Raw genomic sequence first — 12,376 nt, forward strand, 5'->3', positions numbered from 1 at the left:
ACTACGACAACCCCTGCGCGATCGCCAGGGAATTGGAATCCATCATCTCGATGTACGTGCCTGCCGCCGAGCCGGGTTCACCCAGTGATTCCGTGAACAGCGAGACCACGTCCACCGGAACGCGTGCTTCCGACGCCAGCACCTGTGCGAGTCGATCGGGCTGGGAGGAGTCGACGAAGATCGCGGGCACTCTCGCCGCCGTGACGGTCGCGGCCAGGTCCGACAGGTCCGACGCGCTGGGCGACGCCAGGGTGGTCCCGCTGGGAATCACCGCCCCGATCGTGTCGAAGCCGAAACGCTGTGCCAGATAGCCGAACACGTGATGGTTGGTCACCAGTTTGCGTCGATCGGGCGGGACGGTCGCGAACCTGTCCGTCATTCGGGCGGTGAGTTCCGCGAGTTCCTGGGCGTAGCCGTCCGCGTTCGTGCGGACGGCATCCGCGTCGATGTCCGGCACGTGTTCGATCACCGCGTCGCGGATCAGGGCGACCGTGTCCCGCATGCGGTCAGGATCGGTCCAGACGTGCGGATCCATGGTGCCCGAGGACTTTCCGGAGCGATACTCGATCGGCCGCACGGCCTCACCGATCTGCAGGATCGGGACTCCCTCCGCGCGCGCGGCGTCGACGGTCTTGCCGATTCCCTCCTCGAGGCCGAGCCCGTTCGACACGAGGAGGTCGGCGCGTTCCACCCGCGCGGCATCCGAGGCGGAGATCTCGAACGAATGGGGATCGGCGCCCCTCGGCATCAGCACCGTCACGTCGGCCCGGTCGCCGACGACGTTCTGCACCACGTCACCCAGAATGTTCGTGGTCACCACGACGACGGGCCCGTCGGACGAGCCCGGCGTGCACGCGGTCACCGGCAGCGCCGCGAGTGCGGTCAGGAGGGCCAGCGGCAGCAGGCGCCGCATCCTCGTCACAGCCCGACCACGCCGAGGGTGGACGCCGAGACGCTGACGTCGAGGATTCGCGCGACCCGGGCATTGTCCCGGAAGTCGATCTCGGCCACCGACTTCGACGCGGGATCCGACACGTACGCGCGGGTGCCACCGACGACGATCACCGGTGGGGTCGAGGATGCCTGGCTCGGGTCGTAGGGGTGTGCCAGGACGCGGGACGACGCGGTCTCCGCGCCGGACTGCGCGTCGTATACGCGGAAGGTGCCGTCGGCGAGGACGGCGAACACCGAGCGTCCGTCGCCCGCGAGCGCGACGTCCAGCGCCCGGTCCGGGGTCCGGACGTGCGCCCACGCGCGGGTGCGCGCATCGAAGACCAGCAGCCCGTCGTTGGTGGCGGCCGGCCCCGCGGTGGCGACGTGAAGCGGCAGGCCGTCGTGTCCGCGGAGCGCGGTGGGACGGGTGGCGGCGCCGATGCCCGCCGGGTACGCAACCTTCTCCGACGTCCAGGTGTCGTCGCCGGTGGTCGAGAGGAACAGTCCGTCCTCGCACGCAACCAGCACATGCGTGTCGGATACGGCCGCGCCGTTCAGGTTCGGGCAGGCGGTGTCGAAGCGTTGCGGGACCGCACCGTCTGCGGTGTGCAATTCGAGCGCGCCGGTTCCGGTCGCGGCCGAGTGTGAGACCACGAATCCGTCGGCGATCGGCAGGGCGACTCCGTGGTGCGGGGCGTCGGCCCGGACGACCGTGCCGACGTCGATGCTGTCCTTGCGGAGCGCGGCGAAGTCGATCACGCGGGCAACGCCGTCGCCGTCGAAGAACGTCGCGACCTTGTCGTCGCCCTCGATCACGCGCCCGGGGCCGTCGCCCTCGAGAACGCCGAGTTCGACCGGGTCCTTGGTGTACGAGTGGGTGTGGTCACCGTGGTCGATGGTCCAGGTGCCGGCGTCCACGACGTGCACGGCGCCGCCGGTGCCGTCGACGGCGAACGCGTAGCGGTCCTTCACCGTCGTCACGTGTGCCGGGTTGTCGAACTCGAACGAATGGAGCGTCTCGGCGGTCGCGAGGTCGAGGACGGTCACGCGGCCGGAGTCGGCGTCCGACACGACGAGCCGGGGTTCCGGCCCCTCCACCTCGGTGGATCCCGCCTCGGCGGCGAGGTCGCTACCCGGCTGGGTCCGGCCGCCGGGGGAGGCCGCCTCCTCCGGTGGGGACGCGCAGGCGCCGACGGTCAGCGCGGCGACCGCGGCAATCGCTGCGCGGGCGAGGGTCGTGTTCGGCATTCGGGGCTCAATCTATCGAACGGGTATCGGAGTGGGTGACATGGCAGGTCGGAGTCGTCGCGATGCCGACCGGATGACGGCGGCGACGAAGAATTGGAGAACGGCGAGCCCGGCGATCGTCGCGCCCGCGGCGGTGTCGGCGTTCCACGACACGATCAGTCCTGTGAGCGTCGCGGACCAGCCGAGCAGTACGGCAATGGCCATCGTGGCGCCGATCGACCTGCCGAACAGCGCCGCGGTGGCCGACGGCGCGACGAGGAGTCCGAACACGAGCAGGGTGCCGACGATGCGGAACGACGCGACCACGGCGAGGACCACCAGCGCGAGCAGGGCGAGGTGCGCCCACCGGGGCCGCAGCCCCAGGGTGTGGGCCTTGCGTTCGTCGAAGACGAGGGCGACGAACGGGCGGTACGCGATCACCGAGACGATCCCGGCGACCGCGGCCGCCGCGGCGAGCCAGATCAGGTCGCCGCGCGTCGCGGACAGGACGTCACCGAAGAGGAAGGCGGTGAGATCGACCGCGAACGATCGTGCGCGCGAGACGATCACGACACCCAGTGCGAGCATGCCGACGAAAAGCAGGCCGATCCCGGTGTCCTCGGACAGTCGCGAGTTCTTCGACACCCACGCGACGCCGAGAATCATGACGACCGCGCTGGCGGCCGCGCCGACGAGGAGATTGGCGCCCGCGAGATAGGCGACTGCCACGCCGGGCAGCATGCCGTGCGAGATGGCCTCGCTCATGAAGGCCATGCCCCGCAACACGACCCACGTGCCGACGAGTCCGCAGAGGACGGACACCAGCATGCCCGCGAGCAGGGCGCGCTGGATGAAGGACACCGTCAGGGGGTCGAGTAGCCATTCCACTCTGCTAATCTAACGATAATGATTGTCGTAAGCGAAATCGCGGTCCGATACGGAGTGACCCCGGCGTTGAACGGTGTGAGTGTGTGCCTCACACCGGGCACCGTCACGGCCGTGGTGGGGCACAACGGTTCGGGGAAGTCGACGCTCCTGCAGTGCCTCGCCGGCATCGCGCGTGTCACGTCGGGGCGGATCGACGGCACGGACGGGCTGCGCACGGCGTATGTGCCGCAACGACATGCGGTGAGCGAACAGCTACCGCTGACCGTGCGTGAGGTGGTGGCCATGGGCGCCTGGCAACGGCGCGGATTGTGGCGGCGGCTCACCCCCGGCGACCGCGACGCCGTCGACGGGGCGCTGAGCAGGCTGGGTCTCGCGGATCTCGGCGCGCGGCCGATCGGCGCGCTCTCGGGCGGGCAGCGTCAACGCGCCCTGCTCGCGCAGGCACTCGTGCAACGCGGCGACCTGCTGCTCCTCGACGAGCCGACCACCGGACTCGACGCGCACGCCCGCGCGGTGATCGGCGACGTCGTCGGCGAAGAGGCCGCGCGGGGTGCGATCGTCGTGACGGCCACGCACGACTCCGGCGACGCGGAACGCGCCGATCAGGTGCTGACCCTGTCGGCGGGGATGCCGCTCACCCCACTTCGACGATGACGAGTTTGTTGCCGTCCGGATCGCGGAAGTAGAACATGGGCGGCACGTAGTCGCCCATCCGCAGGACCTCCGCATCCACGTCGACGCCGCTCGCCGACAGGGTGGCATGGTCGGCGTCGGCGTCCGAGGTGGTGAGCCGGATGCCGGTCTCGACGCCCACCGGGACACCGTCACGGGTCGGCACGAGCGCGATCGACGTGGCCGAACCCGGCGGCGCCACCTCCACCCACCGCTGACCGGGGCTGAACTCCGCATCCATGCGACGCTCGAAACCGAGTGTGCCCACATAAAATTCGAGCGACCGATCCTGATCGGTCACGGGAACCGCCACCGTGTGCACCCCGTTGATGTGGGTCTTGCCGTCTTCGGTCATGCCGTCCACCTCCCGTCGGTAGGCGTCACGCCTGCTCGGCTGCCTTCTCGAGTTCGGCGACGTCGAGTTTGCGCATCTTCAGCATCGCCTGCATGGCACGCTGCACCTTCGCGTCGTCGGGGTCGCGCATGAGTTCGTACAGCCGCTCCGGGACCACCTGCCAGGACACGCCGAAACGGTCCTTGACCCAACCGCATTGGCTCTCCTCGCCGCCGTCGGTGAAGGCGTCCCAGTACCGGTCCACTTCTTCCTGGTCGGCACACAGGATCTCGAAGGAGATGGCCTCGTCGAACGTGAACTGCGGGCCGCCGTTGAGCGCGATGAACGGTTGTCCGTTGATCTCGAAGGACACGGTCAGCACCTGTCCCTCCGGGCCGGGAGTGTTCGGACCGTAGTGGGTGACCTCCGTGATCCGCGAGTTCGGGAACAGGGAGGTGTAGAACTTCGCGGCCTCTTCGCCTCGAGTGTCGAACCAGAGACAGGGGGTGATGGGTTTCATGGCGCATTCCTCTCGCGGGTCCTCGTCGGTTCATCCTCGCCGATATAGACCGCGCCTGCGCCCGAAACTCATCGGACCGCTGTCAGGAGTTCAGTGCACCGTCCGGGTGGACGAGATGGCGATCGCTCCGAGCAGCCCGACCAGGGCGAAGGCATAGAACCCCCACGGGACCGCGTAGCCGGCGCCCAGCAGGACACCGCCGAGGATCGGGCCGCAGATCGCGCCCACCCGGCCGACACCCGCCGACCAGCCGAGGGCGGTCGCGCGGATCTGCGGCGGGTGGTTGGCGCTCGTGAAGGCGTAGACGAGAACCTGTGCGCTGAACACGAAGCAGCCTGCGAGGAACACCAGGGCGTAGATGCCGAACGACACCTTGACGCTGAGCAGGGCGAGGAACACCGCGGCGCCCGCGAACCAGATGATGGCCGCGGTGCGCGGACCGATCTTGTTGGCGACGCCGCCCGCGATCAGCAGTCCGACCACCGCGCCGGCGTTGAGGATCAGCAGGAACGTCAGCGACGCGCCGAGGTCGTAACCCGCCTCGCGCATGATCGTCGGCAGCCACGTGTTGAGGCCATAGACGAGCAGAAGTCCCATGAACGAGGTGACCCAGATGGCGATGCTGTTGCGCAGGAACGGCCGCGAGAACAGGGCGCGCACCGGGTTCGCCGACGCCGCGACGGGAGCGTCGGCGGCGGGGGCCGCTTCCAGTTCCAGGCCGTACTGCTTCGCGATGGCCTCCGCCTCGGCGCGCTTGCCGTGCGACAGCAGGTACGAGGGGGACTCGGGGAGGTGGCGGAGCATCAGCGGGATCAGGACCACCGCGGGAAGGGCGCCGACGACGAACATCGAACGCCAGCCGAACGGTTCGATCAGGACGATCGCCAGCGCCGCCGTCGCGACGGCACCCACGTGGTATCCGGTCATCAGCAGCGTCGACGCGGATCCGCCGCCCTGCTTCTTCGAGAATTCGTTGACGAGGGCGAGCGCGGTCGGCAGCGCGCCGCCGAGGCCGACACCGGCGAGGAAGCGGAACAGTCCGAACAGGAACGGGTTAGGCGCGACCGCGCAGAGGAGAGTGAGGATCGAGAACGCCGCCACCGCGTACAGCAGGGCGCGCCTGCGTCCGATGACGTCGGTGAGCGTGCCGATGACGAGCGCGCCGATGGTCATGCCGACCAGGCCGAACGTCGAGATGAACGTGATCGCGCCCGTCGACAGATTCCAGTCGCTGTACTCGCGGAGCGAGGGGATGACGGCACCGAGGACGACCAGGTCGAACCCGTCGAGCAGCACGGCCACCCAGCAGAGGGGCGCGACCCAGAGGGCGGTGGAGGCGCGGGCGGCGCTTCGTTGGGAAGTGGTCATGATGTCCTCGACATTCGGTGATCTCCGCAGGGTGTTCGCGATGCGAACCCTAGTTCTGTAGGCGCACTCATTGTGTGGCGCGCCATAGTTGCCTGTCAAACATGGCCACTCCACATGTGGGCGGTCCGCCGACCTGGGCGTGCGCCCAAAATCACCGCCGGTTGGTCAAGGCTTGGTAAACCCCGTGTGGATAATCGACCGGGTACCGAGTCGATGAGCCAGGACGGACTGTGAGAACCAACCACCAGGTGGCTACCAGCCGTCCGCGCGCCGCCGCGTCACCGTCGACGGCCGGCGGCTACCGGTACGACCTCGACGGACTGCGCGGCATCGCGATCGCCCTGGTCGTCGTCTATCACGTGTGGTTCGGGCGGGTGTCCGGCGGCGTCGACATCTTCCTGGTGCTCTCCGGCTTCTTCTTCACCGGCATGCTCGTGCGCCGAGTGGGTGCGAACTCCGGTCCGTCGATCCCGGCCGTCCTGCGGCGCACGGCCCGGCGGCTGCTGCCCGCACTGGTGGTGGTGACGGCCGCGACGGCCGTCGTCACTGTCGTGCAGCGGCCCTTCACACAGTGGTCCGGGATCGCCGATCAACTCCTCGCGTCGCTGCTGTACGTGCAGAACTGGCAACTGGCCCGGACCGCATCCGACTACGCCGCCGCCGACGCGTCCGTCAGTCCGCTGCAGCACCTGTGGTCGATGTCCGTGCAGGGGCAGTTCTACGTGCTCGCGCTCGCGGTGGTCGCGGGAGTGGCCTGGACGTGCCGGCGCCGGACCGGTCTCGTGCGTCCCCTGCTCGGCGGCATCCTCGGTGCGGGGTTCCTGGTGTCGTTCGGCTACGCCGCGACGCTGTCGCAGGACCGCCAGTCGTGGGCGTACTTCGACACGTTCGCGCGACTGTGGGAGTTGCTCGCGGGCGCACTGCTCGCGCTCGTCGTGCACCGGGTCGACCTGCCCCGCGGGTGGCGGGTGGCTCTCGCGGTGTCGGGGTTCGCCGTCGTGCTCGGGTGCGGATTCCTCGTCGACGGCGCCGCGCTGTTCCCCGGACCGGCGGCCCTGATCCCGGTGGGCGCTGCGGTCGCGCTGATCCTCGCCGGAACCGGCCGGTCCGACCAGCCGGGGGTCGTGAGGATGCTGGCGTCCCGGCCGTTCGTCGAACTCGGTGGCCTGGCCTATTCGCTGTACCTGTGGCACTGGCCGATCCTCATCTTCTACCTCACGTGGCGGGAGCGGCCCGCGGTCGGAGCGCTCGGCGGACTCGCGGTGATCCTCGTGTCGCTGGTGCTGGCGTGGCTCACCCAGCGGCTGATCGAAGCGCGCTTCCAGACGGGGTCGGCCCGTCCGGGTCGGGCGCTCACCGCGCTGATCGCGATCCTCGGCGTTGCCGTGGTCGGCGCGGCGTCCGGCTGGAACGTGTATCTGGTCCGCAACCCGGAGACCACCGCGCGGGTCGGCGAGCTGGACCCGTGGCTGTACCCGGGCGCGGCGTCGCTGACCGATGGCGCGTTCGCGCCGCGCACCGACATGCGGCCCACCCTGCTCGAGGCGCCGGGAGATCTTCCGCCGCCGACCGTCGACGGCTGTATCTCCGATCTGAGCACCCGCGACGTCGTGACCTGCGTGTACGGCGACGTCACCGCCGATCGGACGATCGCCGTGGTGGGCAGTTCCCACGCCGAGCACTGGATGCCCGCGCTCGACCGCATCGGGCAGCAGCGCGGCATCCGTGTCGAGACGTATCTGAAGATGGGGTGCCCGCTGACCGTCGCGGACGTCCCGCTGCTCGCCGGCGAGCCGTATCCCGACTGCGGCGACTGGTCCCGCGACGTCCTGGACCGGCTGCGTGACCACCGGCCGGACTGGGTGTTCTCGACGTCCTCGCGTCCCAACGAGGAGGGGGCCGGCGACGTCACCCCCACCGACTACGTGGGCCTGTGGGAGCGGCTCGCCGATTTCGGGCTCCCGTTCCTCGGCATTCGCGACACCCCGTGGCTGCACCACGACGGCGTCCCGTATTCGGCGGTCGACTGCCTGGCCGACGGTGGCGACGCCGACAGTTGCGGACTGCCCCGCGACGACGTGCTGGCCCCGGACAACCCGACGGTCGAGGCGGCCCGCGACCTGCCGTCGGTGCATCCGCTCGACCTCACCGACGCCGTCTGTGACGTGGCGATCTGCCGTGCGGTGCAGGGAAACATCCTCGTCTACCACGATTCGCACCACCTCTCGGCGACGTATGTCCGGAGCCTCGCCCCCGAACTGGACCGGCAGGTCGGCATGGCCACCCGCTGGTGGTGACCGGGATACTGACGGCATGTCCGAAGACGACCGCAGCATGCTGGGACGGGCCTTCCTGGTGCTGGGGTCGTTCACGTCGGAACGTCCGCGGCTGTCGCAGTCGGAGCTGAGCCGTCGCACCGGGCTGCCGCTGCCCACCGTGCACCGGCTGTGCCGTCAGCTCGTCGCCAACGGCGCGCTCGAACGCGTCGACGACGGGCACTACGAGATCGGGGTGCGGCTGTGGGAGTTGGGTGCGCTCGCGCCCCGCGCCCACGGGCTGCGGCAGGTGGCGTTGCCGTATCTCGAGGACCTGTACGAGGCGACACGCGAGAACGTGCAGCTCGTGGTCCGGGAAGATCTCGAGGCGCTGTACATCGAGCGGTTGTCGGCGCGCGGGGCCGTGACCGTCGTCGGCAGGGCCGGTGGCCGGCTGCCGCTGCACGCGTCGAGCGGCGGTCTCGTGCTGCTGGCGTTCGGCGGCAAGGACCTGCTCGACGGGGTCCTCGCGGCGGGCCTCGAACGCTTCACCCCGTCGACCATCACCACCGAACATCGGCTGCGCAGCACCCTCGACGACATCCGCCGGACCGGGTGGGTCACGTGCCGCGAACACCTCAACATCGGAACGCTCGCCGTGGCCGCGCCGGTGTCGCGGTCGACGGGGGAGGTGGTGGCCGCCGTCTCCGTCGTGGTTCCGGCGGAAAAGGATCCCGCGCCCCTGATCCCGGCCGTGCGGGCGGCGGCGCGGGGCATTTCCCGTGGCGTCGCGTAGCTCGTCTTTCACTCAGTGAAAGTGGGGGTGTTGCTGGCCGTTTCTTCGAAGGACAGTGACTGGTGTCACGAACTACGCGAGGAGTCTGCTCATGAACACACAGGTCGGGATCGTCGGCGGGGGCCCCGCAGGACTGATGCTCTCCCATCTCCTGCACCTGAAGGGCATCGATTCCGTCGTGCTCGAAAGCCGCACCCGCGAGGATGTGGAGGGCACCATCCGGGCCGGTGTGCTCGAGCAGAACACCGTCGACCTCATGGTCGACACCGGACTCGGCGACCGCGTCAAGCGTGAAGGACTCACCCACCACGGCATCGAACTGCGCTTCGGCGGCCGCGGCCACCGCATCGACTTCGACGAACTGACGGGCGGCCGCGCCGTCACCGTCTACCCGCAGCACGAGGTCCTCAAGGACCTCATCGCCCGGCGTCTCGAAGACGACGGCGACATCCGCTTCGGCGTCTCCGACGTACAGGTGCACGGCCACACCACCGACAACCCGAAGATCACGTACGTCGACGCCGACGGCAACGAGCAAACCCTGACGTGCGCACTCGTCGCCGGCTGCGACGGCTCGCGGACCACGACCCGCGGCCTCATCCCCGAAACCACCGTGCGCACCGACCACTTCCGGCAGTACCCGTTCGCCTGGTTCGGCATCCTCGCCGAGGCCCCGCCGTCCTCCGAGGAACTGATCTACGCCAACCACCCGCGCGGCTTCGCCCTCATCAGCACCCGCACCCCCGACGTCCAGCGGCACTACCTGCAGGTCGACCCCGACGACTCCGTCGACAACTGGTCCGACGACCGCATCTGGTCCGAACTGCACGCCCGCGTCGACGGCGAAGGCGCAGAGATCAAGGACGGCAAGATCTTCCAGAAGTCGATCCTCCAGTTCCGCAGCTTCGTGTGCGAACCCATGCAGCACGGCAACCTCTTCCTCGCCGGCGACGCCGCCCACACCGTGCCCCCCACCGGCGCGAAGGGCATGAACCTCGCCATCGCCGACGTCTACTTCCTGTCCGAGGCGATGTCCGAGTACTTCGCCACCCGCAGCCGCGCCGGACTCGAGGGCTACACCGACAGCGTCCTCCCGCGCGTATGGCGAACCCAGCACTTCTCCTGGTGGATGTCCTCGATGCTGCACCGCCTCCCCGACGACACCGGCTTCGGCCACAAGCGGCAGGTCGCCGAACTCGACATGGTCACCCGCTCCGCCGCCGGTCGCACCCTCATCGCGGAGAACTACGTCGGCACTCCTTTGCGCTGACGCACCCGTGAGTACTTATTAACGTGGGGCGGTTAATAAGTACTCACGGGTGGCGGAGCCGCAAGAAGGGGGCAAAGAGCCGGGCCGTGTTCGCCGATGCCGTCGCGGTGTCTTCCGGCGGGTTGGCTATGAAACTCAAGGCAAGCCGGACGATGGCGTGTGCGAGGATGTCCGCGTCTTCGGGGGAGGCGTTCACCCACGACCGCTGCAACGTCTCGGCGAGCCGCTCGGCCGCGGGCCGGATGATGATGTCGCTGTCCGTGGTGATCAGGCGCAGCAGATCCTCGGGCGCCTGCCCCTGGTGCAGCGACAACACCAGGGGATCGGCGCCGCTGAGTGCGAAGAACGTCGCATAGCCTTGCCGCAGAGCGGTTGTCACGTCGTCGGGGTTGTCGTACAACGCGGACTCGATGACGGTGACGAGGCTGTCGGTCAGCCGAAGGGCGTATCCCTCCGCCAGGCCGCGCCGCGAGCGGAACTCCTTGTAGATCGTCTGCCTGCTCATGCCGGCGGCGACCGCGACGTCGGTCATGGTGATCGTCGGCCACGGACGTTCGAGGAGAAGTTCCCGCAGCGCATCGAGGGTCGTCTCCCGCATCAGCGACGTCGCGGCGACCCGGTACCGGCTCTGTCGTTCGGCGCGGTCGTGTGCGGACATGAGGTCGATGTTAGCGGGCGGGTGTTGCCAAGCCTTCCCGCTCGGCGGCGAGCACGTCCGCCAGGGCGACCGACTCGTCAGCCAACGCGACGCGGTCGACCGTGCCGCCCCGGGCGATCATCGTGCGCACGGTCCGGAGGTCTTTCGGACGGCCGACGGCGATGGCCCCGACCGGGGTGTCCTCGCGCACCGCGACCGCCGTGAAATCGCGATCCGCGATCGAACCGCGGACCACGTAGTCGTCGTCGACACGGGTTGCGCCTGCGAATTGCACGGTGTGGCCGTACTGCGTGGACCACCCCCACGGAACGTCCGTGAACGGTGTGGGATTGCCGAGGATGGAGTGCGTGGCGGCAATCCCTTGTGCCTGAGCGCCGTTCCAGTGTTCGGAGCGATACCGCTCGTCGCCGCGCGCCCCGGGAATGTTGGCGGCGTCGCCGGCGGCGAACACGCCGTCGGCCGACGTGCGGAACAGTCCGTCGACGGTGATGCCGTTGTGGACCCGCAGTCCCGCCGCGACGGCCAGCGACACCTCGGGGACGGTGCCGACCGACACGAGGACGGTCCCGGCACTCCAGGTGCGACCATCGGCCGCGGTGGCCAGGGCGGCGCCGTCGTCGCCCACGTCCAGCGAGGCGAGCGTGACGTTCGTGCAGACGTCGACGTCGTTCTCGGAGTGCAGCGAGGCGATCATCGTCGAGACGTCCGGGGGCACGATGCGACTGAGGAGCGACGCGTCCCGTTCGAGAACGGTGACGTCCGCGCCCAGCGACCGCGCCGTCGCGGCGACCTCGCATCCGATGAGACCCCCGCCGATCACGAGGAGCGAACCGGTGCGCCGAATCGACTCCCGAAGCGAATCCGCATCGACCATCGACCGAAGGGTGAAGACGTCCGCACCGGAGACGCCGTCGAGTCGGCGCGCCCGGCCGCCCGTCGCGAGCAGCAGTGCACTGAAGTGCAGTGTCTCGCCGGACGAGAGTGTCAGCACCTTCCGTCGTGCGTCGAGTTCGACTGCCGTTGCACCGGTGACCAATTCGATGTCTTGTTCTTTCCAGAACGAGTCGGGCCTCAGTGCCGTCTTCTCCGCCGCCGTGGCACCCGACAGGAGATCCTTCGACACCGTCGGACGTCGGTACGGCGGCGCGGGTTCGTCGCCGATCAGGACGACGCGCCCGGTGAAACCTTCAGAGCGGAGCGTCTGCGCGGCGCTCGCCCCGGCGATGCCGGACCCGACGATGACGACCGTCGACAGTTCCGTGGAAGGACTCATGCCCGGCTGACCTCGACCATGTCGAAATCGGCCTTGGCGGCCCCGCAGTCGGGGCACGACCAGTCGTCGGGGATGTCGTCCCACCGGGTGCCTGGCTCGATACCGTCCTCCGGCCAGCCCTCGGCCTCGTCGTACTCGAATCCGCACTGGGCGCAGCGAAAAAGCTTGAAATCGGTACTCAT

12 protein-coding genes and 1 pseudogene are annotated in these 12,376 nt (G+C 69.2%); 4 read left to right on the forward strand and 9 right to left on the reverse strand.

The window, feature by feature from the left end:
* Position 1: 1 nt before the first annotated feature.
* Genes aztC through aztB form a run of 3 tightly spaced genes read right to left on the reverse strand, consistent with a single transcriptional unit; the run spans position 2 to position 3,048 of the window.
* Entirely contained in the window at positions 2 to 913 is a 912-nt protein-coding gene (gene aztC / locus CJ179_RS16595; protein ID WP_095862276.1) for a zinc ABC transporter substrate-binding protein AztC, read from the reverse strand.
* A gap of 5 nt (positions 914 to 918) precedes the next feature.
* Positions 919 to 2,181 carry an ABC transporter gene (locus CJ179_RS16600; RefSeq protein WP_095862277.1) on the reverse strand — a complete coding sequence of 421 codons (1,263 nt, stop codon included), beginning with the start codon at positions 2,179 to 2,181 and terminating at the stop codon, positions 919 to 921.
* A gap of 12 nt (positions 2,182 to 2,193) precedes the next feature.
* Positions 2,194 to 3,048, reverse strand: a complete 855-nt coding sequence (gene aztB / locus CJ179_RS16605; protein WP_095862278.1) for a zinc ABC transporter permease AztB — start codon at positions 3,046 to 3,048, stop codon at positions 2,194 to 2,196.
* Between the two features lie 18 nt (positions 3,049 to 3,066).
* Here aztB and aztA point away from each other — a divergent pair, with 18 nt between their 5' ends.
* Complete coding sequence (aztA, locus tag CJ179_RS16610; RefSeq protein ID WP_095862279.1) at positions 3,067 to 3,702, forward strand: zinc ABC transporter ATP-binding protein AztA; 636 nt, start codon at positions 3,067 to 3,069, stop codon at positions 3,700 to 3,702.
* Here the strand turns inward: aztA and CJ179_RS16615 are convergent.
* From CJ179_RS16615 to CJ179_RS16625, 3 genes are all read right to left on the reverse strand, one after another.
* Positions 3,683 to 4,075 carry a VOC family protein gene (locus CJ179_RS16615; protein WP_095862717.1) on the reverse strand — a complete coding sequence of 131 codons (393 nt, stop codon included), beginning with the start codon at positions 4,073 to 4,075 and terminating at the stop codon, positions 3,683 to 3,685. The two genes, aztA and CJ179_RS16615, sit on opposite strands and share 20 nt — an antisense overlap.
* Positions 4,076 to 4,100: 25 nt before the next feature.
* On the reverse strand, positions 4,101 to 4,574 hold the full coding sequence (locus CJ179_RS16620; protein ID WP_095862280.1) for a VOC family protein: 474 nt from the start codon (positions 4,572 to 4,574) through the stop codon (positions 4,101 to 4,103).
* Positions 4,575 to 4,664: 90 nt separating this feature from the next.
* Positions 4,665 to 5,942 (reverse strand): aromatic acid/H+ symport family MFS transporter, encoded by a 1,278-nt coding sequence (locus CJ179_RS16625; RefSeq protein WP_072948011.1) that lies wholly within the window; start codon positions 5,940 to 5,942, stop codon positions 4,665 to 4,667.
* A gap of 230 nt (positions 5,943 to 6,172) precedes the next feature.
* Between CJ179_RS16625 and CJ179_RS16630 the strand changes: the two genes are divergently transcribed.
* The 3 genes from CJ179_RS16630 (at position 6,173) to CJ179_RS16640 (ending at position 10,263) form a co-directional block, all read left to right on the forward strand.
* Positions 6,173 to 8,239 (forward strand): acyltransferase family protein, encoded by a 2,067-nt coding sequence (locus CJ179_RS16630; RefSeq protein WP_072948014.1) that lies wholly within the window; start codon positions 6,173 to 6,175, stop codon positions 8,237 to 8,239.
* Positions 8,240 to 8,255: 16 nt separating this feature from the next.
* Positions 8,256 to 8,993 (forward strand): IclR family transcriptional regulator, encoded by a 738-nt coding sequence (locus CJ179_RS16635; RefSeq protein WP_095862281.1) that lies wholly within the window; start codon positions 8,256 to 8,258, stop codon positions 8,991 to 8,993.
* Positions 8,994 to 9,084: 91 nt separating this feature from the next.
* Positions 9,085 to 10,263 (forward strand): 4-hydroxybenzoate 3-monooxygenase, encoded by a 1,179-nt coding sequence (locus CJ179_RS16640; protein ID WP_072948020.1) that lies wholly within the window; start codon positions 9,085 to 9,087, stop codon positions 10,261 to 10,263.
* 32 nt (positions 10,264 to 10,295) lie between these two features.
* Here CJ179_RS16640 and CJ179_RS16645 read toward each other — a convergent pair.
* The 3 genes and pseudogenes from CJ179_RS16645 to CJ179_RS16655 all read right to left on the reverse strand — a co-directional run bounded on the left by CJ179_RS16645 (position 10,296) and on the right by CJ179_RS16655 (position 12,376).
* Positions 10,296 to 10,921: pseudogene (locus CJ179_RS16645) on the reverse strand (TetR family transcriptional regulator).
* A 10-nt stretch (positions 10,922 to 10,931) separates the two neighbouring features.
* Entirely contained in the window at positions 10,932 to 12,194 is a 1,263-nt protein-coding gene (locus CJ179_RS16650) for an NAD(P)/FAD-dependent oxidoreductase (protein ID WP_095862282.1), read from the reverse strand.
* Positions 12,191 to 12,376 carry a rubredoxin gene (locus CJ179_RS16655; protein ID WP_012689462.1) on the reverse strand — a complete coding sequence of 62 codons (186 nt, stop codon included), beginning with the start codon at positions 12,374 to 12,376 and terminating at the stop codon, positions 12,191 to 12,193. Before CJ179_RS16655 ends, CJ179_RS16650 begins: the two co-directional genes overlap by 4 nt.

The organism is Rhodococcus sp. ACS1 (assembly GCF_002300155.1).
In the GTDB taxonomy this organism is placed as follows: Bacteria; Actinomycetota; Actinomycetes; order Mycobacteriales; family Mycobacteriaceae; genus Rhodococcus_F; species Rhodococcus_F koreensis.